We start from the raw sequence: 20,564 nt of genomic DNA, 5'->3' as shown, positions 1-20,564 counted from the left end.
CAACCCGGATGGAAGGCCCGCCCCCCGGGCGTTAGGAAGGCCCCCATGGCGCATCCCGTAAGCATCGAGGCGACGACCGAGACCTTCGACTCGCTCGTCATGGAACCCCGCGACGAGCTGGTGGTGGTGGACTTCTGGGGGCCCGGCTGCCCGAACTGCGACATCTACGCGGCCGCTGAACCGGAGCTCCTCCAGGAGCTGGACGGCGCCCCCATGCGCGTCGTCAAGGTCAACGCCTACGAGCACGAGGCCCTGGCCACCCGCTTCGGCCTGTACGGCATCCCCACCTTCCTGCTGTTCCGCAACGGGAAGCTGCTGGGGAAGATGAGCCAGTACTACGGCAAGCCGTACTTCCTGGGCGTCATCCGGGACCACCTGCCCGGCGGCGCCAAGGCCCAGGCTTGAGAAGCCCTCAGTCCCGGTAGCCGCGCGCCTGGAGCCGGAACAGGTGCGCGTAGCGCCCGTCCAGCGCCATCAGCTCGTCGTGGCTGCCCAGCTCCTGCACCGTGCCGTTGTGGAGCACGGCGATCTGATCCGCCATGCGCACCGTGGAGAAGCGGTGCGAAATCACGATGGCGATGCGGTCCGCGGCCAGCGCCTGGAAGCGCTCGAAGAGGGCGTGCTCCGCCTCCGCGTCGATGCTGGCCGTGGGCTCGTCCAGGATGAGCACCTCCGCGTCGTCGCGCATGAAGGCGCGCGACACCGCCAGCTTCTGCCACTGGCCGCTGGACAGCTCCTGGCCCTTCTCGAACCAGCCGCCCAGCATCGTGTCGTACTGCGCCGGCAGCGCCGCGATGACCGTGTTCGCCCCGCCCTGCTCCGCCGCCCGTTCGATGCGCGGCCGGTCCTCCAGCGCGGGCACGTGGCCCAGGCCGATGTTCTCCGACACGCTGAACTGGTAGCGCACGAAGTCCTGGAACACCGCCCCGAAGCGGCCGCGCAGGTCGTCCGCGTCCATGCGCGCCGTGTCCACGCCGCCGTACAGAATCTGGCCCTCCGTGGGCTCGTACATGCGCAGGAGCAGCTTCACCAGCGTGCTCTTCCCCGCGCCGTTCTCCCCCACCAGCGCCAGCTTCTGGCCGGGCTTGAGCGTGAGGTTCACGTTGCGCAGCGCCCACGCGTCCTTGCCCGCGTAGCGGAAGGACACGTCCTTCATCTCGATGGCGTTGGCCCTGCCGCGCGGCGGTGAGACGGCGGGCAGCAGCCTCGGCGTGTTCTCCACCGTGGGGATGTCCAGGTAGGCGAAGAGGTTGCTCATGAAGAGCGCGTCCTCGTACATGGAGCCCACGCTGGTGAGGATGCCCTGGAACGCGGCCTGCCCCTGCCGGAAGACGGCCAGGTACAGCACCATGTCACCCACGGAGATGCCGCCGGCCGCCGCGCGGCTGGCCACGAAGAGATAGCAGCCGTAGAAGGCCGCCAGCGACAGCAGGCCCAGGCCCAGGCCCCACACCATGCGCTTGCGCGCGAGCGCCCGGTCCTCCGCGAAGAACTTCTGGAACAGGTCGCGGTATCTCCCCATCACCAGCGGCCCCAACCCGAAGAGCTTCACCTCCTTCACGGTGCTGTCGCGCGTGAGGATCCACTCCAGGTAGTTGAGCTTGCGGCCCTCGGGCGCGCGCCACGAGTACAGCCGGAAGCCCTCCGCCGCCAGCCGCGCCTCCGCGATGAACGCGGGGATGGACGCGGCGAGCAGCACCACCACGCTCCACGGCGACAGCGCCACGAGCAGCACCGCGTAGGTGGACAGGGTGATGACGTTGCGCACGATGCTGAACGCCTGCATCACCAGCGACAGCGGGCGCGCGTTCGCCTCCCGCCGCGCGTTCTGCATCTTGTCGTAGGTGTCCGAGTCCTCGAAGTGCTTGAGCTCCAGGTCCAGCGCCTTCTGGAGGATGCGTTCGTTGAGCAGGTTGCCCAGGTGCGCGCGCAGCAGGTCCTTCGTGAGCGTCAGCCCCCGGTCCACCACCGCGGAGGCCACCATCAGCGCGAACTCCGTGGCGACGAGCCCCGCCACGCGCGAGCCCGCCGCCGCGTCGCCCTTCGCCGCGGCCACCACCGTGTCGACGATGAGCTTGCCCACCCACGCGATGCCCGCCGGCAGCACCGCCGCCACCAGCGTGAGCGCGCCCAGCACCACCGCGCCCCGGGGGCTCGCCCTCCAGAACAGGTGGAAGGTGCCCGGGAGCTGCTTGAAGAGGACGCCCGCGTTCTTCAGGCGGGCCCGGAGCGTAGGCGGCGGTGTCGGCAGGGGGCGTGACAAGGTGCCGCCCCTCATAACGCTCCAGCGCCCGCCGCGCTGGACTTCCCTGCCTTCAGGAGGCCGGCGTGCCCCCGCCGTCCGGCAGGGGGGTGGGCGGGGCGGCGTGCCGTGAGATGAGCACGTCGCAGCGCGAGTGCCGCAGCACGCCCTCGGTCACCGCGGTGGGCGGGTTCGCGGAGGACATGCCCAGCGTGAGCAGGTCCGCGTCACCCTCCCGGGCCTGCGCGAGGATGCACTCGCACGGGTCCCCGAAGCGCACGTGGCTCTCCATCACCCGGCCCGTCTCCCGGTACGGCGCCAGGAAGCGCCCGAGCGCCCTTCGCGCCGCGTCCTCGCGCTCCTGCCGCAGCCGCAGTCGAGACGTCAGGGAGGCGTCCTCGTGGAGCAGGGCCGCCTCCTCCTGGCGCAGGTCCACCACGTGCAGCACCTCGATGGGGGTCGAGACCGGACACAGGCGCATGGTGAGCTCCAGCGCGCGGCGGGACTCGCGCGAGAAGTTCACCGCGACGAGGGGCCGGTGGTAGACGCGGCCCGGGCGCGGCATCACCACCAGCACGGACGCGTCCACCTCCCGCACCAGCCGCATCACCATGGCGTCCTCGGGCAGCGGCTTCACCGGCTGGGTCGGGTGCGGCCGGCCCACCACCAGCACCTCCACGCCCTGGTCCTTCGCCAGCTCCGCCGCCTCGTGCGGGGCGTCCCCGGTGCGCAGCTCCTCGCGCACGTCCACGTCCGGCCGCTGCCGCAGCCGCTTCACGGCGGACGACACCGACCGGCGCAGGCACCGCTCGCCGTCCACCGTCCCGTCCGGGCCGGTGTGGCCATCCAACGGCGGGCTCACGTGCAGCACGCTGAAGGCCGCCCCGTGCGCGAGCGGGAGCCGCAGCGCGCGGGCCAGCGCGAACTCGGACTGCAGGGAGAAGTCCAACCCCACCGCCACCCGCCGCAGCCCCCGCTGGGCGCGCAGGAGTCCGTCGGGCAGCAGCGGCTGGCTCCTCCTGGAAGACACGTTTGGCCTCATCTCGACTCCCTTCCCCTTCACCACTGGGACGCACCGCGGAAGAGCCTCCCGCCTGACGCGGGCCCTCATGGACATACATTCAGACCCGTTGGTGGATGTGCCACCCGTCCTTCGCGGCGACGCTGCGTCCGCAGCCGGGCGGCGGGGCACGCGAGCGGCGGGGGCAGGCGGACAGGCCTTCCATCCCCTGGACGCCATCCTGTTTCTGTAACGTTTTCAGGGCGCCGCACCGCTTCGTTCAAGGACTCCAGGGCAGGCGTGCGTCCAGGGCCGCTGTTTCAACGGTTTGAGACGTTCACCGCAGGACCCTGGGGAAGGGGGGCGCTTTCAGCGGCTCGGCCAGCCCTTTGCAAAGACCTCTGCCCGGCCTCTCACGAGGCCATGGGCGGCGGGTCGGACGGCAGGACGCAAGGGAGCGGGAACATGCGAGGGGTCATCACCGGACGTGAGGTGGTTTCCAACCTGGGACTCATCTACCGGGAGTTCGGTACAGCCTGTGTGTTGCGCTGTCTCTGGGTGATGCTCAGCGGGAAGTCCACCACCTTCCTGGAGGTGGCGTGTCCCTGCGAGAAGATGCGGCAGTGAGCACGCGCCGCTGAAGACAGCCCGGGCCGCGGGAAGCACGAAGGCTTCCGCGGCCCGAACGGTTTCAACGGGGTTTCAGCGAGGTATCGCTAGCGCTGATACGGATCCGCGTCACCGCGACGCACTTCCTCGCGCTCGTCGGCCTTGTCCTTGATGGCGTGCTTCACGTCCTCGACCACGCCCTTGATCTTTCCCTTGAGCGTGTCCGCCTTGCCCTCGGCTTCCAGCGAGCGGTCGCCGGTCGCCACGCCCACGGTCTCCTTCACCTTGCCCTTGGTCTTGTCAGTCCACTCGCCCATGGCGTCCTCCTGACGTCGGTGTGTGAAGCGTTGTGGAGGACAATGTGCTCACGTCACGGGCGCGCGCCAGGGTGCTGCCGGCTCGTCCGCACGGCCGCCCTCCTCGGGGTCGGGACAGGCCGGAATGTCAGGCAATGGACAGCGCGCGGCGCGCGGTGAAACGACACGCGCCCTGCCCTCCCTACCCGCTGCGTCCCTGTTATCCACGGAGACCCGGGAGTCTGTGTCACAAGACGGCGGCGTTGCATTGACGCATCCGCGCTTCGCCCTCAGGCTTGAGCCGTTCAACCGGATCCGTCACCCGATGACACTGCCATCCCCCTCTTCGACCCAGGCGCTGCTCTTCAAGCTGCTCTTGCTGCGCACGCTGGTCGTCACGGTGGCGGTGGCGCCGGCCATCTACGTCGACATGCAGTTGCTGGAGGTGGACGCGAGCAACGTCGGGTTCGTGCTGGGCGTCGTCACGCCCATCGTGATTGGCGGGCTGGCGTTGGTGGTGCCCATTGGCGCGGTGGGCGCGCTGCTGCGGCACGCGGTGGAGGCGGAGGTGGGCCCCGCGGAGCGGCTGGGGCGGCTGTTGCGGCTGCCGGGCGTGCTCACGTTCGTGGAGGCGCAGTCGGGCTGGTTCCTGGGGGGCATCTTCTTCAACGGCGCCATTGGCCTGGCGCTGGACCGGCCGCCGCGCGTCATCCTGGTGGGCGTGGCGGTGGCGATGAGCGCGGGGCTCTTCAGCGCGCCCATCCTGTACATGCTCTACGAGAAGGCGCTGGCGGCGGTGACGCTGGAGGCGTTCCGCCGCGCGCCGCACGAGCGCCCCGTTGGCGAGGGGCTGTTCCTGCCCCGGCAGAGCTGGTTCCTGCCGGCCATCGTCGTGTCCGCGCTGTTGATTACGTGCATCACGAGCATCGCCACGTTGCAGTTGCGGCTGGAGAAGAACCTGTCCTCGCTGGCGGACGACCTGGAGCTGTCGGGCGAGTACCGGGGCGCGGCGCGGGTGCGCTCGCGCATCCAGCCGTTGCAGCGGGACCTGACGCTGCCGGTGGCGTTCCTGGGCGGGTTCGCGGCGCTGGGGGCCATCTTCACGGCGGCGTGGGCGGCGCGCCGGCTGGCGCAGGGGGCGCGGGCGGTGGGGGCGTCGCTGGACGCGCTGGTGGAGGGCCGCGCGGCGCCGCCGCAGTGGGTGTCCACGGATGAGTTGGGTGATTTGTCCGCGCGCACGTGGCTGCTCTACGAGCAGTTGCAGGAGCTGCCCCGGGCGCTGAGCTCGTCCGCGGGGCACCTGGCGAAGGCGGGCACGCGGCTGACGGAGGCGAGCGACCAGCAGAACCAGACGCTGTCGCGGCAGGCGTCCGCCATCCACCAGGCGCGCACGACAGCGCAGGAGATCCAGCAGATGTCGAAGCTGGCGGCGAGCCGCGCGGGGAGCGTCCTGCAGGTGGCGGAGCGCGCCGCGGCGATGGGCAAGCTGGGCGAGGAGTCGCTGGCGGGCACGGAGCAGGGGCTCGACGACATCCGGGGCCTGACGCACGGCTTGAACCGGCAGGTGGTGGACCTAGGCACGCGCGCCCGCGAGGTGGGCCGGGTGTCGGAGGTGGTGAAGTCGCTGGCGGACCAGTCGCACATGCTGGCCATCAACGCGGCCATCGAGGCGAGCCGCGCGGGCGAGCAGGGCCGGGGCTTCGCGGTGGTGGCGCGGCAGATGCGCGAGCTGGCGGACCAGTCCATCAAGGCCACGGGCCAGGTGCGCGGGCTGCTGGAGGGCATGGAGACCGCCACGGGCGAGGCGGTGGTGACGGCGGACAAGAGCTCCGCGGGCGTGGAGGCGGCGCTGGTGCCGCTGCGCAAGAGCGGCGAGCGGCTGCGGGAGCTGATCAAGCTGACGCACGAGTCCGCGTCGGCGGTGCGGCAGATCGCCGAAGCGGTGGCGCAGCAGCACGCGGGCGTGGATCAGTTGTTCAGCGCGGTGAGCGAGATGGACGAGCTGATGGCCGCGACGCTGCGGCAGTTGGGCACGACGCAGGAAGCGGCGACGGCGGTGGCGCAGGCGACGGGGCAGGTGTCGGAGCTGGCGGAGCGCTACGTTTCGTAGGCTGGTCTTCCGTCTGTCATTGCGTTAGCCTTCACGCCGGTCGGAAAACGGCGGACCGGTTCGGTGAGCCCCGGTCACTTCCATGGTGGAAGCACTTGTCCGTCTCCCTCGGGAGTCAGGACCCACGGCCCTTCGAAGGCACTCGTGTGCCTTCGCGAGGTCCACCATGAAGCTGAACCACCTTGATCTCCAGGTCCCCGACGTCCAGGCCACCGCCCGCTTCTTCACGCGCTACTGCGGCTTCACGTCGCACGCGAAGAACCCTGACTCGCCCGCCATCGCCATGCTCGGCGGGACGGATGGCTTCGTGCTCATCCTCCAGCGCCGCAAGCGCGACGCCGACGTCTTCCCCGAGGACTTCCACGTCGGCTTCCTCCAGGACTCCGAGGCCCCCGTCCTCGCCTTCCATGAGCGCGTGAAGGCGGACGGCCTGGAGGTGTCCGACGTCATCCGCAACAACCGGGGCACCCTCGTCTACTGCCGCGCCCCGGGCGGCATCCTCGTGGAGGTGAGCTGCCGCCCCTGAAAAGGATCAGCCGGTGCTCTGCGAGGTGGGCCCTCCCCGGGACGTGGACCTCCACTCCCGGGAGTGCCAGTCGAGTTGCTGGGGACGCGGCAGCTTCCATTCGAGCTGACGCACCCGGGGCAGTTCGACGGGCCTCGGTCGCGTGGCCGTCACCTTCCGGCTCACGATCCGGGTCAGGCGCATCAACTGGTCCCGGTCGAGCCGGACGCGGCCGTAGTGGGAGCGCTGGATGGCTTCCAGTTCGGCCGCGTCGATGCGGGAGCCATGATGGGCGATGTACTGCGCCAGCCGAGGCCCCAGCGCGTAGTGGAGCTTCCTCGCCGTGAGCAGGGACCGGACCACACAGAGGCCCTCGTAGGGGTTCTCCTCCAGGTTGATTTCGAGCACCTGCTCGCGCACCGCACGGAAGAAAGCGTCTCCGTATACCTGGCGAGCACGCCCCTTCCGGGTGTCCAACTCCGCGGTGACGGCCTCCACGTTGAGGAAGGTCGTCCTCGGCAGGTGCGCGAAGTCCCCTCCGGGAACGAGCCGCTGCTGGAAGGCCCACGTGGACTCCAGGGTCCAGACGTCCACCGGGAGCTTCTGGACCTGGAGTCGCAGCCCCCCGAACCGGTTGACCCGGACCAGCTCCCGGGAGAACACCTGCCGGAGCGCATCCCCCGTCGCTCCCGCCACCACCAGGTCGACGTCCCGGGGCGCCGCCGTCGCCGACACAGCGAGCAGGTCCCGCAGCGTGCCGCCGAAGACGAAGACCTGCCAGTCATGCTCCCGGAAGACGTCCAGGAGCGTCCGCATCGCGCCGTGCCAGGGATGGGGCACACGGGTGACGAAGTCGCTCAGACGCCTGCGCAAGACGCCGACAGGATCGTGGATGACCGCGCTATCCGTGGGTGAGCCGCGCATGGAGGTCGCAAGCGAAGGTGTCTGTCATTCCACAGACGTAGTCCGTCACCAACTGGTAGCGGTGGTACAGCGGAGGAAGGCTTGAGCTCTTGGAAGCGGATTCGAACGCGGTCCGGTAGTTCCTCGACAGCAGATTGTAGACCTTGCCTTCAGGGCTCTTGTTGAACTTCTTCCAGGCTTTGCTCGTGGTGTCCACCGGGTCCGGACAGCCATGGGCCCCCTCCCAGAAGATGTCCATCAATCCATGGATGACGCGGCGGCCCAGCGTCTCCAGGCGGAGCGTCTCCGGAGCGTTGTAGACGTGCTCGCGCCCGAACTTCTTGCACACCTCGATGAGGCGGGCCGCTCCACTGGCACTGATGAGGTCGCCCTGTGTCAGCGCCTCTCCCTGCATGAGCCGGGCGTAGTACCTCCGGAAGGCCGCGAGGACCTCCTTCTTGGCCTCGCCAATGACCAGCGTCCGGAAGTGCTGCGCGAGGGCTTCGTCCCGAGCCCGCCCCGCCAGCGGCGTGTCCGCTTTCTCGATGTACTCATGGACACTCTTGAGGATGCGCTTCGCCAGGCCCGAGTCGTCGTTCCCCTCCAGGAAGGCTTCGACCTCATGCCAGCTCACGATGCCCTTCTTCACCCCATCCTCGAGGTCCACGGTCGCGTAGACCATGTCGTCACAGGCTTCGACGAGGTACGCGATGGGGTTGCGCGCAGTGCCCGTCCCGGTGAGCGACCGGATCCGGTCCACGAGGGGCTGCTCCGAGGCGAAATAACCGGGCTTCTTCCTGTCGGCGGGACCCGTGTCGGACGTCTCATCCGAAGCGGCCGTGTACTTCATCGCCGCCGACAGCGTGCCCACCGTCAGGTTCAGCCCGTAGGAGTCCGCGAGCAGTTGAAGGCGCGACACGATGCGGAGCGTCTGGGCGTTTCCTTCGAACCGCAAGAAATCATTCCGGAGTTGGCCGTCACGCGCAGGAGCCGTCTCCGCCCCGGGGTAGAGCCCCTTCCCCGTCTCCCCGAAGCTCTTCTTGAACCAACTGCTGATGGCCTCCTCGCCCGCATGACCGAATGGAGGATTTCCCAGGTCGTGAATGAGGCCGCACGTCGCCGCGATGGCTTCGATGTCGAGGACCCGTTGGCTGGAATCGATGTGGCCCTCGCGCCACATCCAACGGGCCGCGCCACGCGCGAGCCCTCGGGCCAGCGTCGAGACCTCCATGGAATGCGTCAGGCGCGTCCGGACCGCGTCGTTCGGATCCAGCGGAAACACCTGGGTCTTGTCCTTCAGGCGCCGGACCGGCGTCGAGAAGACCGTCCGGTCATAATCCCTATCGAACTCGGTCCGCCCATCGTCCTCCAGCGGCGCGGAGGCCCGTCCCCCCATGGCCTCGCGGATCCGCGTGTCACACAGCAAGGTCTTCCAATCCAACGCCATGGTGTCCCCCCGTTTCGACGACGGCGCCGAACCTACCGGGGAGGTCTGACATGGAGTGAAGGCCGGCGCGCCCCCTCAGCCGCTCCGGGCCATCCGGAGCGGCGCCTCTTCTGAGGCGTCCTCCATGGGCGGAACGTACGGCCAGCCCTTCAGCGGGCCCTTGCCGGCTTCGCGCGTGAGGTAGTCCGCCGCGATGTTCGCGCTCTCCATGATGGTCAGGAGCCCGCTGCCCGGGTGCGTGCCTCCGCCCACGAAGTACAGCCCGTCCACCTGCGCGTTCTTCACGCGGGGCCGCAGCGGGCCCAGTTGCATCCAGGTGTGCGACAGGTTGAACACCGCGCCGCGGAACACGTTGAAGTCGTCCCTCCACGTCTCCGCCGTGAAGTAGCGCTCCGCCTTCACGTGCTCGCGCAGCCCCTTGATGCCCACCTTCTCCAGCATCTTCGGGATGCGCTCGCGCAGCGTCGCCTCCGTCTTCGCCCAGTCCACCGGGCGCGCCGTGTTGGGCGTGGGCACCAGCACGTACAACGTCGAGTGCCCCTTCGGCGCTCCCGTGCCGTCCGTCACCCCCGGGTTGCACACGTAGAAGGGCGGGTCGTCCACGTCCACCGTGCGGTCCTCCAGCGCGTCCTTGTCCGTGCGCCTCGCGCTCTCCGACAGGTAGATGAGGTGGTGCGGCAGGTCCGCGTACGTCGTGTCCAGCCCGTAGTACGCCATGAACGTGCTGCACGAATACTTCGCCCGCTCCAGCGCCCCGTCCGACAGGCGCGTGCCCTCGCGCAGCTCCGGGGCCAGCAGCTTCTGGGCCGCGTAGGCGAGGTCCGCGTTCACCACCACCGCGTCCGCGTCCAGCACCTCGCCGCTCGCGAGCCTCACCCCCACCGCGCGCCCGGCCTCCGTGCGCACCTGCTCCACCGCCGTGCCCATCCGGAACGTCGCGCCCAGGTCCTGGGCGCACTTCATCATCCCTCGGGACAGCTCCCGGAACCCGCCCTGCACGTGCCACACGCCGAAGCACAGCTCGATGAACGGAATCACGCTGAACACCGAGGAGCACGTCGTCGGGTGCAGCCCCAGGTACTTCGACGGATACGCCAGCGCGTACGTCATCCGGTCGTCGTGGAAGAACGAGTCCAACTGCTTGTAGAGCGTCTGCCACGGCTTGAAGCGCAGCGTGGGCGCGAGCCGCCAGGGCGCGTAGTAGTCCAGGCTGCCCGCGTTCGTGCAGATGAACTTCTCGTACGCGAGCGCGTACTTCCGCCGCCCGTCCTCCATCCACTCCTGGAGCGCGCGCCCCTTCCCCGGCCCGAACCGCTCCAGGTCCTGGCCCATCCGCTCCAGGTCCCGCCGCGTGTCCAGGTGCGTGCCGTCCCAGAAGTGCACGCGCGTGTTCGGGTCCACCGGCACCAGCGTGACGTAGTCCTCCAGCCGCTTCCCCGCGCGCCAGAAGATCTGCTTCAGGATGCCGGGCAGTTGGAGGATGGACGGGCCGGTGTCCACCGCGTACTCGCCGCTTTCGCCCAGCGTGAGCCCCTTCATCCGGCCGCCGGGCACCGCGTCCTTCTCCACCACGGTGACCCGGAAGCCCTGCCCCGCGAGGTTGATGGCGGCCGTCAGGCCCCCCGGGCCCGCGCCCACGACGATGACGTGCTGAACCATGTGCCTCACGATGCCCGGCCCCGTGCCTGCTGGCGACTGTCCCTTGAGGACGGCCCGCACGAAAAAGCGTTTCCTTCCGGGACTCCTGGCGCTCCGCCGGGCGTTGGCTCCAGGCCGCCCCCCGCTCCCTCCCCCCCGGAGCGTTCTCTGGAAGACGGGCCAACATCCTGAATCCCCAGGGCGCCCTCCCTCCTGTAGCCTGCGACGCGCATCCATGAATCCCCCCTCGGAGGCCCGCCCACAGGAAGTCCTGCTGTTCACCCTGGAGCGGCAGCGCTACGGCCTGCCCGTGGAGGATGTGCGCGAGCTGGTGCGCGCCGCGCGCCTCACGCCCCTGCCCCGGGCCCCCGACGTGGTGGAGGGCCTGCTCAACCTGCGCGGCGAGCTGCTGCCCGTGCTGGACCTGCGGCGCCGCTTCCGCCACCCCGCTCGCGCCCTGTCCCCCATGGACCACTTCATCGTCGCCTCCGCCGGGGGACGGCCGGTGGCGATGCGCGTGGACCGGGCGGAGGGGCTGCACGCCGTCACCCCCGGGGAGTGGGACCCGTCCCCCCGGGAGCTGCCGGGCGTGGGGTACGTGGCCGGGGCCGCGAAGCTCCCGGACGGGCTGGTGCTCGTGCACGACCTGCGCTCGTTCCTCTCCGAGGCGGAGGCCCTGCAACTCGACACCGCGCTCGGAGCCCTTCCGGAGCCCGCTTGATTGGCGGCGTCCTCCCCCCGGGCTTCAAGGAGGTGCTCGCCCTGGTGGAGGAGCGCGCGGGGCTCGCCGCGCCCAGTTGCCTGGCCGCCGCGCTGGAAGGCATCCAGCGCGCCATGGCCCGCGCCGACCAGGACGACGTGGAGGTCTACCTGCGCGAGCTGTCGTTCGACAACGCGCTGCTGGACGACCTGCTCACCGAGCTCACCATCGGGGAGACGTACTTCTTCCGCACGCACGAGCACTTCGACCACCTGCGCCGCGTGGTGCTGCCGGAGCTGCGCGAGCGCCAGGGGCCGGACCACCTGCTGCGCGCGTGGAGCGCGGCGTGCTCCTCCGGCGAGGAGCCCTACTCCATCGCCGCGCTGCTGATGGCCGAGGGCTGGGAGGACCACATGACGGTGCGCGCGACGGACGTGTCGCGCACCGCGCTCCAGCGCGCCCAGCAGGCCCGCTACACGGACTGGTCCCTGCGCGGCCCCTCCGCGGACCGCATGCGCCCCCACCTCAAGCAGGAGGGCCGCTACTACCTGCTGTCGCAGGACGTGAAGCGCCACGTGCAGTTGGGCTACCTCAACCTGGCGCTGGAGACGTGGCCCTCGGCGGAGAGCGGCCTGTGGCAGTTGGACGTCGTCTTCTGCCGCAACGTCCTCATCTACTTCAACCGCGCCACCATCGAGGGCGTGGCGCGCAGGCTCCATGCGTCGCTGAACGACGGCGGGTACCTGTTCACGGGGCCGTCGGATCCGCCGCTCGGGGACTACGCGCCGTTCGAGCCCGTCCTCACGGAGTGGGGCGTGCTGTACCGCAGGCCCCTGGCCGGCTCGAACGCCGGGCACTTCGTCCCGCTCCAGCCCCTGGCGCCGCTGCGCGCGGATGGCACGCCCTTCACCGTAAGCCCGCCGGGCGCGGCCCCCGCCGGACGTCCCGGAGCCGGTTCGTTCCCCGTCCCTGGCGCCTCCCCGTCACCGGGGCTCCGGCCGTCCCTGGAGGGAGGCGTCGCGCCGGGAACGCCCGGCGGCGGTTCGCCCTCGTCGAGCCTCGGAACTTCGGGCGGCGGTGCGCCCTCGTCGGGCCTCGGAGCTGCGGGCGGCGGTGCTCCCGCCTCGGGCCTCGGGCCTCCCAGCGGCGGTGCGCCCTCGTCGGGCCTCGGAACTTCGGGCGGCGGTGCTCCCTCGGCGGGGACACCGGCGGGTCGCGCCGGCGAGGCCTCCACGTCCGGGACCCGCACCCGCTTCACGCTCAGCGTGGAGGCGTTGGAGGCCGTGCGGGCGGCGCTGGCCCGCGGCGACTGGCGCGAGGCCGCCCGGCGGGCCGGGGCCTGGTCGGCGGACCCGGAGGGCGCCCTGGCCGCGGTTCGTGCACTGGCCAACCTGGACCCGCGCGCGGCGCTGTTCGCCTGCGCGGAGGCCGCGGTTCGTCACCCACTGGTCGCCGGTCTGCGGTATCTGGAGGCCTTGCTGCTCCTGGGACAGGCGCGGCTGACCGACGCGGAGAGGTCCGCCCGGCAGGCGCTCTACCTGGAGCCGGGGCTCGCGGTGGGCCACCTGCTCCTGGGCCACGTGCTGCGCCGGCAGGACCAGGCCGCCGCCGCCGCCCGGGCCTACCGCGAGGCGGAAGGGCTGTGCCGGAAGCTGTCGCCAGAGGCGCTGGTGCCGCTGGCCGAAGGTGAGCGGGCCGGAGCGCTGGCGGACGTGGCCCGCGCGGAGTGGCGGCGCCTGGAGCGGACCGAAGTCTAAAGAGGCGAGCGGATGCCGAAGCGCGAGGGAAACATCGACTGGGACAAGGCCCGGGCCCGGCTGGAGGCGCTGGAGCGCGCCACCGAGGCGCGCGACGCCTTCACCGACGCGGCGGCCCTCGCCGCGCTCGACGCGCGCGCCCTCTCCCTGGCCCGCCCGCCGGAGCTCCCCGTGCTGCCCGGCAGCCAGCGGGAGATGGTGCGCTTCCGGGCCGCGGGCCAGGTGTATGCCCTGGAGTCGCGCTTCATCCTGGAGGTCCTGCGCGCGCCGGAGCTCACCCTGCTGCCGGGCGCGCCGCCGCTGTTGCGCGGCCTGACGCTGCTGCGCGGCGAGGTGCTGCCCGTGGTGGAGCTGGCCCCGCTGTTCGGCCGGCCCGCCGCGCAGGGCACCGGCCCCGTGCTGGTGGTGGGCACGGCCCGCGCGGAGCTGGGCCTGCGCACGGATGAGGTGGTGGAGGTGGCGGTGCTGACGGGCACGGAGCTGTTGCCCGCGCCCCCCTCCCTGGAAGAGGAAGCGGGCGCGCTGGTGTCCGGCGTCAGCCCCGACGGCACGCTCGTCCTGGAGGGAGAGGCCCTCCTCGCCGACGAGCGTCTCGTGTTCGAGCTTTCCGAAGAAGGAGTCGCATGAGCATCGGGAATCGCATCGCGCTGGGCTTCGGGCTGTCCCTGCTGGTGCTGCTGATCATCGCCGGCGTGGCCTTCCAGGGCGCCCAGCAGCTCACCACCACCACCGAGGGCCTGCTGGAGGCCCACAACAACTACAAGCTGCTGCGCGAGGTGCGCGCGCTCGTCGTGGACGCGGAGACCGGCCAGCGCGGCTTCATCCTCACCGGGGATGACACCTACCTGCGCCCGTACCAGAACGCCCTGGCCGAGCTGCGCACGGACCTGGACGCCCTGCGCCCGGCGATGGCCCGCTACCCGGATCAGCGCGCGCGCTTCGCGAAGCTGGAGCCCCTGGTCCTGAACAAGCTGGACGAGCTGGCGGACACCATCCGCGTCCGCCGCGAGCAGGGCTTCGAGGCGGCCCAGGCCATCGTGAAGACCAACCGCGGCCAGAAGGAGATGGAGAGCATCCGGGAGATCATCTTCGAGATGCGCGACACGGAGGAGGAGCGCTGGAAGCAGTACTCCGACGCCGCCACCCAGGCCGCGCAGCGCAGCGTCTGGGTGCTGGCGCTGGGCACCCTGCTGGGCCTGGCCATCGTGGGCGTGGGCAGCTTCGTCATCACCCGCGGCATCACCGACCCCCTGCGCAAGCTCACCTTCGGCGCGGAGCAACTGGGCAAGGGCGACCTCACCCACCGCATCGACGTGCGCGGCAAGGACGAGATGGCCGACCTGGCCGGCGCCTTCAATGGCATGGCGGAGCGCCGCCAGCAGGCGGAGATCCAGTTGGCCAAGCAGGCCGAGCAGCGCGAGCACACCCTCAAGACCGTGGCGGAGTTCGTCAACCAACTGGCCGGCGCGTCCTCCGAGATCCTCGCCAGCACCACCGAGCAGGTGGCCGGCGCCCAGGAGCAGGGCACCGCCGTCACGGAGACGGTGAGTACCATCGAGGAGATCACCAAGACGTCGGAGGAGGCCGCCGGCCGCGCCCGCGCGGTGAGCGAGTCCGCCCGTCACTCCGAGGAGGTGGGCCGCTCCGGCCGCCGCGCCGTGGAGGAGGCCGTGTCCTCCATGGGCGCCGTGCGCGACCAGGTGGAGTCCATCGCGTCGCGCATCCTCGCCCTGGCCGAGCAGGCCCAGGCCATTGGCGACATCATCACCACCGTCAACGACATCTCCGAGCAGACGCACATGCTCGCGCTCAACGCCTCCATCGAGGCGAGCCGCGCGGGCGAGCACGGCCGCGGCTTCGCCGTGGTCGCCTCCGAGGTGAAGGCCCTGGCGGACCAGTCCAAGAAGGCCACCGCGCAGGTGCGCCAGATCCTGGGGCAGATCCAGAAGGCCACCCACGGCGCGGTGATGACCACGGAGGAGGGCACCAAGAGCGTGTCCGCCGCCACGCGCGTCGTCACGGAGGCGGGCGCCACCATCCAGCAGTTGGCGGACCTGCTCACCCAGGCGTCGCTCACGGCCGCTCAAATCGCCGCGTCCGCCAACCAGCAGGCCACCGGCATCGGGCAGATCCGCCAGGCGATGCACGACGTGAACCAGGCCACGCAGCAGGGGCTCATCTCGTCGCGGCAGACGGAGCGCGCGATGCAGGACATCAACGCCATGGGCCAGAAGCTCAAGGGGCTGCTCGGGGAGTTCGGGCGCTAACCCATGGATCGCGACAGGCTGGCGCAGGCGCTGCTGGACTCGTTCCTGGAGGAGCTGGAGGGGCACGTGGTGTCCCTCAACCGCGACCTGCTCGCGCTGGAGCAGGCCCCGGCGCGCGCGAAGGAGCTCATCCCCGGCATCTTGCGGACGCTGCACAGCGTGAAGGGCGCGTCGCGCGCGGCCAGCGCCAGCATGGTGGAGAACGCCTGCCACCGCATGGAGGAGGTGCTGGAGCCGCTCATCCACGGGCGCGCCCCCTCGCCGGACCTCTTCGAGCTGTGCTTCGCCACCGTGGACGCGCTGGACGACGCGGGCCGCCGCCTGGCCTCGCGCCAGGAGCTGGCCGGCTCGCCGCTGGAGACGCTGCTGCCCCAGTTGGAGCAGGCCGCGCACGGCACGCCCTCCCGGCCCCCGCCGGCGCCCGCCCCGAAGCCGGAGCCCGCCGCCCCCGCCTCCCCGGAGAAGCCCTCGGAGGCCGAGCCGGAGCCCGCCCTCCCCTCGCAGGCCAGCGGCGAGACGCTGCCGGTGCGCGTGTCCGGGCAGAAGCTGGACGCGCTCCTGGGCCGCAGCGGTGAACTGCGCGTGGCGATGCTGCGCCTGGAGGGCCACGCCGAGTCCCTGGAGGCGCTGCGCGACGACGTGACGGGGCTGCGCGAGCGGGTGCGCGGCACGCAGTCCGAGGCGACGCTGCGCCGCGTGGAGCTGGAGCTGGCGCGGGTGGCGCGCGTGCTGGCGCAGGACCGCCGCGCGCTGTTCCAGTCCTCCACCGGCCTGGATGATGAGGTGCGCCGCGCGCGCATGCTCCCCTTCGAGGAGGGCTGCACCGGCCTGGAGCGCGCCGCGCGCGACGTGGCGCACGGCCTGGGCCGGCGCGTGCGCATGGAGGTGCACGGCGGCGGGCTGGAGCTGGACCGCTCCCTGCTCCAGTCCCTGCGCGAGCCGCTGCTGCACCTGGTGCGCAACGCGGTGGCGCACGGCCTGGAGGCGCCGGAGGAGCGCGTGCGCCACGGCAAGCCGGAGGAGGGGCGCGTGGTGCTGTCCGCGCGGCTCCGCGGCAGCCGGGTGGAGGTGGCCGTGGAGGACGACGGGCGCGGCCTGGACCTGGAGTCCCTGCGCGAGCGCGCGCGGGCCCGGGGCCTGGAGGCGCCCGAGGACGACGAGGACGCGGCGCGGCTGGTGTTCCTGCCGGGCCTGTCCACCGCGGCGAAGGTGACGGCGGTGTCCGGCCGGGGCGTGGGCCTGGACGTGGTGCGCGCCCAGGTGGAGGCCCTGCGCGGCAGCGTGGAGGTGGCCTTCAAGGCGGGCCAGGGCACCCGCTTCACGCTGGACGTGCCCCTCACCCTGAGCACCCTGCGCGTGCTGCTGGTGTCCGTGGGCGGGCAGGTGCTGGCGCTCGCCAGCGAGGGCGTGGACCGGCTCCTGCGCCTGTCCCCCTCCGACGTGCGCGAGGTGGAGGGCCGCATGTCCTGGGTGACGCCGGAGGCGCTGGTGCCGCTGGCGTCGCTCGCGGGCGTGCTGGAGCTGCCCCCCGGGCCGCCCAGGGCGCGGCCCCCCGCGGTGGTGCTGTCCGCGGGCACCGCGCAGGCGGCGCTGGTGGTGGACGAGGTCATCGCGGAGCAGGAGGTGCTGGTGCGCTCGCTGGGCAGCCGCGTGAAGCGCGCCCGGCACGTGGCCGCCGCGGCGGTGCTCCCGGATGGGCGCATGGCGCTGCTGCTCAACCCCGCGTCGCTGGTGCGGGCCGCGGGGGGACGCCCCTCCGCGCAGTTCTTCCCCACGCCCAAGGAGCAGGTGGCGCGCCGGCGCGTGGTGCTGGCGGACGACTCGCCCACGACGCGCATGCTGGAGCAGAGCATCCTGGAGGGCGCCGGCTACGAGGTCGTCGCGTGCGCGGACGGCGCGGAGGCGTGGGAGCGGCTCCAGGCGGGCGGCGCGGACGCCATGGTGATGGACGTGGAGATGCCGCGCATGGACGGCTTCCAGGTGACGGAGGCCGTGCGCACCTCTCCACGCTTCGGGCGGGTGCCGGTGGTGCTCGTCACGTCGCGTGAGAAGCCCGAGGACAAGGCGCGCGGCCTGCAAGCCGGCGCGAGCGCTTACATCGTGAAGAGCGCGTTTGACCCCACGAGTCTGCTGGAGACCCTGAGGCGACTGCTATGAAGACCGAACCGTTGCGCATCCTGGTGGCCGAGGACTCGCCCACCGCCCGACGGCTGCTGGTGGAGATCCTCCGCACCGACCCGGCGCTCACCGTGGTGGGCGAGGCCCGGGACGGCCTGGAGGCGGTGGAGCTGTGCCAGCGGCTGCAGCCCGCGCTGGTGACGATGGACATCCAGATGCCGCGCATGGACGGCCTGGACGCCACCCGCCGCATCATGACGGAGGTGCCCACGCCGGTGGTGGTGGTGTCCACGCTGGTGGAGCGTGACATCCAGACGTCCATGGCCGCGCTGAGGGCCGGGGCGCTGGCGGTGCTCCAGAAGCCGGTGGGCCCGGAGTCGCCGGACTTCGAGGCGGACAGCCGCCGCCTGCGCGACACGCTCAAGGCCATGGCCCAGGTGAAGGTGGTGCGCCGCTGGCCGGACCGCGCCGCCACGCCGCAGCCCCCGCAGGAGTCCACGCCCACGCCCGGCGCCCGCCCGCCCGCCGTGCTGGCGATGGCCGCGTCCACCGGAGGCCCCGCCGCGCTCCACCGCATCCTCTCCGACCTGGGCGGCAGGGACGCGCCCCCGCCCCCCATCCTGCTGGTGCAGCACATCGCGCTGGGCTTCGGCTCCGGCCTGGCCACGTGGCTGGGCACGGCCACGAAGCTGCGCGTGAAGGTGGCCGAGGACGGCGAGCCCCTCACCGCCGGGACCGTGTACCTGGCCCCGGACGACAAGCACCTGGGCGTCACCATGGACCAGCGCGCGCAGGTGTCCGGCGCCGCGCCCATCCAGGGCTTCCGGCCGTCCGCCAACTGGCTCTTCCGCTCCGTGGCCCGCGCCTACGGGCAGACGGCCCTGGCGGTGGTGCTCACCGGCATGGGCCAGGACGGCCTGGACGGCATCCGGGACCTGCACCAGGCGGGCGGGCGGGTCATTGCCCAGGACGAGGCGACGTCCGTCGTCTACGGCATGCCCGCCGTGGTCGTGGGCGCCAACCTGGCGCACGAGGTCCTGCCGCTCGGGCAGATCGCCCGCAGGCTGCTGGCGCTGCTCCAGCCCGGGGGGCGGCTGGGCTGAAGTGTTGGTTGAGTGAAATTGATTCGTCGGAGTTCGTGGCCGGAATGGCGGCCCTGGCACGGAGTGTCAATATCGGGTCCAATCGGGGTCTCCCCACGCCCCCCTCCTCCCGATGAGCGCTCCCACGACCGGCCTGGCCTACGAAGCGGTGTTCGCCGCCATCCCCGACCCCGCCTACCTGCTGGATGGAACAGGCCGGCTGGTGTCGTGCAGCGCGGCGGGCGCCCGCGCGCTCGGCCTGGAGGCGGGCGCGGTTCCGGGACGGCACTGGAGCGAGCTGGGGCTGCCGCAGGAGGCGCTGGCCGCGCTGGAGACCGCGCGCGTGCGCGTGGTGACGCTGCGCGAGTCCACCACCGTGGAGGCGCCCTGGCCGGGAGCGCAGGGCCTGCACCGGCACGCGCTGGTGCTCACGCCGCTGGGCACGGACGCGGAGGCGTCCCCGGCGGTGCTGGTGACGGCGCGGGCGCTCACGGAGGCCGAGGCCGTCTACTCACGCGCGCTGGAGCTGGAGCAGGCCGCGAGAGCGGAGGTGGAGACCGCCGAGCGCCGCCGCTCCTTCCTGTACCAGGCGATGACGACGCTGTTCACGCACCCGCCGGATCCGCAGGGCATGTACACGCTGCTCGCGCACCTGGCGGTGCCGGACCTGGCGGACTGGTGCCTGGTGGACGCGCTGGAGCAGGGCTCGTGGGTGGGCCGCGCGGCGGTGGCGTGCCTGGACCCGACGCAGCAGGAGCGCGCCCGGGGCCTGCCCATGCGCATGGAGGTCCGCGAGGACGCGCCCGTGGGCCTGCTGCGCGTGCTGCGCACGGGCGAGCCGGAGCTGGTGCCGGCGGTGACGGAGTCGCTGCTGCGCGCGGCGGCGGCGGAGCCCGCGCACCCGGCGATGCTCCAGGCGCTGCAGGCCCGCTCGTACATGATCATCCCGCTGCGCGCGCGCGGCCACACGCTGGGCGCGGTGACGTTCGTGAGCTCCGGCTCCGGCCGCCGCTACGGCCCGGACGACCTGGCGCTGGCGGAGGACCTGTGCCTGCGCGCCAGCCTGGCCATCGACAACGCGCGGCTGGTGGGTGAGTCCCGCCGGGCGGCCCGCGCGCGCGAGGACCTGCTCGCGGTGGTGTCGCACGACCTGAAGAACCCGCTGGGCGTGGTGCAGTTGGGCGCGGCGCTGCTCCTGCGCGGCACGGCGGGCAAGCCGGGCGGCGAGGCGGTGGCCAAGCAGGCCACGCGCATCAACGACGCGGCGGAGCGCATGTCGCGGCTCATCTCCGACCTGCTGGACTGGGGCCGCCTGGAGGCGGGCCACCTGCCGCTGGAGCTGGGCGAGCACACCGCCGTGGCGCTGGCCACCGAGGCGCTGGAGGCCATCCGGCCGCTGGCGGAGGCCAAGGGGCTGCACCTGGAGGCGGACCTGCCCACGGAGGGCCTGCGCGTGAAGTGCGACCGCAGCCGCGTGCTCCAGGTGATGGGCAACCTCCTGGGCAACGCCGTGAAGTTCACCCCGCCGGGCGGCACGCTGGCGGTGAAGGCGGTCATGCGCGGCGGCGAGGTGTCCTTCGACGTGCGCGACACGGGCAATGGCATCGCGCCGGACGCGCTGCCGCACATCTTCGACCGCTACTGGCAGGCGCGCGACGCGGCCGCCCGGGGCACCGGCCTGGGGCTCGCCATCGCCAAGGGCCTGGTGGAGGCGCACGGCGGCTCCATCCGCGCGGAGAGCATCCTGGGCACCGGCAGCGTCTTCACCTTCACCCTGCCCGTGGCCCACGTGGGCGTGCCCGTCGCCGTTCCCCAGCAGGCCGGCGGCATGTCGCGTCCGCGCGACCCCTACGAGCACTGACGCCGCGCGGCCCGCGTCCGAGGGCGCCC

General features: G+C 72.0%; 17 protein-coding genes. 11 read left to right on the top strand and 6 right to left on the bottom strand.

What is annotated here, in order from left to right; translation table 11 throughout:
- Positions 1–45: 45 nt before the first annotated feature.
- Positions 46–405 carry a co-chaperone YbbN gene (locus K8556_RS15435; protein ID WP_223740841.1) on the top strand — a complete coding sequence of 120 codons (360 nt, stop codon included), beginning with the start codon at positions 46–48 and terminating at the stop codon, positions 403–405.
- 7 nt (positions 406–412) lie between these two features.
- On the opposite strand, the gene K8556_RS15430 is transcribed toward K8556_RS15435, so the two are convergent.
- Positions 413–2,278, bottom strand: coding sequence for an ABC transporter ATP-binding protein (locus K8556_RS15430; protein ID WP_223740840.1), 1,866 nt, complete (start codon positions 2,276–2,278; stop codon positions 413–415).
- A gap of 37 nt (positions 2,279–2,315) precedes the next feature.
- Positions 2,316–3,272, bottom strand: coding sequence for a universal stress protein (locus K8556_RS15425; protein ID WP_223740839.1), 957 nt, complete (start codon positions 3,270–3,272; stop codon positions 2,316–2,318).
- A gap of 435 nt (positions 3,273–3,707) precedes the next feature.
- Here K8556_RS15425 and K8556_RS15420 point away from each other — a divergent pair, with 435 nt between their 5' ends.
- Positions 3,708–3,869, top strand: coding sequence for a hypothetical protein (locus K8556_RS15420; RefSeq protein ID WP_167548270.1), 162 nt, complete (start codon positions 3,708–3,710; stop codon positions 3,867–3,869).
- Positions 3,870–3,958: 89 nt separating this feature from the next.
- On the opposite strand, the gene K8556_RS15415 is transcribed toward K8556_RS15420, so the two are convergent.
- Complete coding sequence (locus K8556_RS15415) at positions 3,959–4,168, bottom strand: CsbD family protein (RefSeq protein ID WP_223740838.1); 210 nt, start codon at positions 4,166–4,168, stop codon at positions 3,959–3,961.
- Positions 4,169–4,472: 304 nt separating this feature from the next.
- On the opposite strand from K8556_RS15415, the gene K8556_RS39490 reads away from it, so the two are divergent.
- Together K8556_RS39490 and K8556_RS15405 are read left to right on the top strand one after the other, a co-directional pair.
- Positions 4,473–6,257: a methyl-accepting chemotaxis protein gene (locus K8556_RS39490; protein WP_304503971.1), complete on the top strand. Its 1,785-nt coding sequence runs from the start codon at positions 4,473–4,475 to the stop codon at positions 6,255–6,257.
- 166 nt (positions 6,258–6,423) lie between these two features.
- Positions 6,424–6,783, top strand: coding sequence for a VOC family protein (locus tag K8556_RS15405; protein ID WP_223740837.1), 360 nt, complete (start codon positions 6,424–6,426; stop codon positions 6,781–6,783).
- A gap of 6 nt (positions 6,784–6,789) precedes the next feature.
- On the opposite strand, the gene K8556_RS15400 is transcribed toward K8556_RS15405, so the two are convergent.
- The 3 genes from K8556_RS15400 to K8556_RS15390 all read right to left on the bottom strand — a co-directional run bounded on the left by K8556_RS15400 (position 6,790) and on the right by K8556_RS15390 (position 10,771).
- Positions 6,790–7,635: a hypothetical protein gene (locus K8556_RS15400; protein ID WP_223740836.1), complete on the bottom strand. Its 846-nt coding sequence runs from the start codon at positions 7,633–7,635 to the stop codon at positions 6,790–6,792.
- A gap of 28 nt (positions 7,636–7,663) precedes the next feature.
- Positions 7,664–9,112, bottom strand: coding sequence for a dGTP triphosphohydrolase (gene dgt / locus K8556_RS15395; protein WP_223740835.1), 1,449 nt, complete (start codon positions 9,110–9,112; stop codon positions 7,664–7,666).
- Positions 9,113–9,187: 75 nt separating this feature from the next.
- Complete coding sequence (locus tag K8556_RS15390) at positions 9,188–10,771, bottom strand: NAD(P)/FAD-dependent oxidoreductase (RefSeq protein ID WP_223740834.1); 1,584 nt, start codon at positions 10,769–10,771, stop codon at positions 9,188–9,190.
- Between the two features lie 214 nt (positions 10,772–10,985).
- Here K8556_RS15390 and K8556_RS15385 point away from each other — a divergent pair, with 214 nt between their 5' ends.
- From K8556_RS15385 to K8556_RS15355, 7 genes are all read left to right on the top strand, one after another.
- On the top strand, positions 10,986–11,471 hold the full coding sequence (locus K8556_RS15385; protein WP_171423634.1) for a chemotaxis protein CheW: 486 nt from the start codon (positions 10,986–10,988) through the stop codon (positions 11,469–11,471).
- The gene (locus tag K8556_RS15380; protein ID WP_223740833.1) at positions 11,468–13,207 is read left to right on the top strand and encodes a protein-glutamate O-methyltransferase CheR; all 1,740 of its coding nucleotides are present in this window, start codon (positions 11,468–11,470) and stop codon (positions 13,205–13,207) included. Before K8556_RS15385 ends, K8556_RS15380 begins: the two co-directional genes overlap by 4 nt.
- 12 nt (positions 13,208–13,219) lie before the next feature.
- Entirely contained in the window at positions 13,220–13,834 is a 615-nt protein-coding gene (locus K8556_RS15375) for a chemotaxis protein CheW (protein ID WP_223740832.1), read from the top strand.
- Positions 13,831–15,474 carry a methyl-accepting chemotaxis protein gene (locus K8556_RS15370; protein WP_223740831.1) on the top strand — a complete coding sequence of 548 codons (1,644 nt, stop codon included), beginning with the start codon at positions 13,831–13,833 and terminating at the stop codon, positions 15,472–15,474. Before K8556_RS15375 ends, K8556_RS15370 begins: the two co-directional genes overlap by 4 nt.
- Positions 15,475–15,477: 3 nt before the next feature.
- Complete coding sequence (locus tag K8556_RS15365; protein WP_223740830.1) at positions 15,478–17,631, top strand: response regulator; 2,154 nt, start codon at positions 15,478–15,480, stop codon at positions 17,629–17,631.
- Positions 17,628–18,695: a chemotaxis-specific protein-glutamate methyltransferase CheB gene (cheB, locus tag K8556_RS15360; protein WP_223740829.1), complete on the top strand. Its 1,068-nt coding sequence runs from the start codon at positions 17,628–17,630 to the stop codon at positions 18,693–18,695. The genes K8556_RS15365 and cheB overlap by 4 nt, the downstream gene beginning before the upstream one ends.
- Positions 18,696–18,807: 112 nt before the next feature.
- Entirely contained in the window at positions 18,808–20,535 is a 1,728-nt protein-coding gene (locus K8556_RS15355) for an ATP-binding protein (protein WP_223740828.1), read from the top strand.
- Positions 20,536–20,564: the final 29 nt, after the last annotated feature.

The sequence above is a fragment of the Corallococcus sp. AS-1-12 genome, assembly GCF_020036995.1.
Classification (GTDB): Bacteria; Myxococcota; Myxococcia; order Myxococcales; family Myxococcaceae; genus Corallococcus.
Note: the sequence above shows the minus strand (reverse complement) of the source record. Positions and strands in the feature narration are given on the sequence as shown.

What these genes read in the sequence shown, in the direction of transcription:
- dgt (WP_223740835.1), bottom strand. Translation starts at nt 9,112, where the DNA reads ATGGCGTTGGATTGGAAGACCTTGCTGTGTGACACGCGGATCCGCGAG.
- K8556_RS15370 (WP_223740831.1), top strand. Translation starts at nt 13,831, where the DNA reads ATGAGCATCGGGAATCGCATCGCGCTGGGCTTCGGGCTGTCCCTGCTG.
- K8556_RS15415 (WP_223740838.1), bottom strand. Translation starts at nt 4,168, where the DNA reads ATGGGCGAGTGGACTGACAAGACCAAGGGCAAGGTGAAGGAGACCGTG.
- K8556_RS15385 (WP_171423634.1), top strand. Translation starts at nt 10,986, where the DNA reads ATGAATCCCCCCTCGGAGGCCCGCCCACAGGAAGTCCTGCTGTTCACC.
- K8556_RS15355 (WP_223740828.1), top strand. Translation starts at nt 18,808, where the DNA reads ATGAGCGCTCCCACGACCGGCCTGGCCTACGAAGCGGTGTTCGCCGCC.
- K8556_RS15375 (WP_223740832.1), top strand. Translation starts at nt 13,220, where the DNA reads ATGCCGAAGCGCGAGGGAAACATCGACTGGGACAAGGCCCGGGCCCGG.
- K8556_RS15420 (WP_167548270.1), top strand. Translation starts at nt 3,708, where the DNA reads ATGCGAGGGGTCATCACCGGACGTGAGGTGGTTTCCAACCTGGGACTC.
- cheB (WP_223740829.1), top strand. Translation starts at nt 17,628, where the DNA reads ATGAAGACCGAACCGTTGCGCATCCTGGTGGCCGAGGACTCGCCCACC.
- K8556_RS39490 (WP_304503971.1), top strand. Translation starts at nt 4,473, where the DNA reads ATGACACTGCCATCCCCCTCTTCGACCCAGGCGCTGCTCTTCAAGCTG.
- K8556_RS15390 (WP_223740834.1), bottom strand. Translation starts at nt 10,771, where the DNA reads ATGGTTCAGCACGTCATCGTCGTGGGCGCGGGCCCGGGGGGCCTGACG.
- K8556_RS15405 (WP_223740837.1), top strand. Translation starts at nt 6,424, where the DNA reads ATGAAGCTGAACCACCTTGATCTCCAGGTCCCCGACGTCCAGGCCACC.
- K8556_RS15365 (WP_223740830.1), top strand. Translation starts at nt 15,478, where the DNA reads ATGGATCGCGACAGGCTGGCGCAGGCGCTGCTGGACTCGTTCCTGGAG.
- K8556_RS15430 (WP_223740840.1), bottom strand. Translation starts at nt 2,278, where the DNA reads ATGAGGGGCGGCACCTTGTCACGCCCCCTGCCGACACCGCCGCCTACG.
- K8556_RS15435 (WP_223740841.1), top strand. Translation starts at nt 46, where the DNA reads ATGGCGCATCCCGTAAGCATCGAGGCGACGACCGAGACCTTCGACTCG.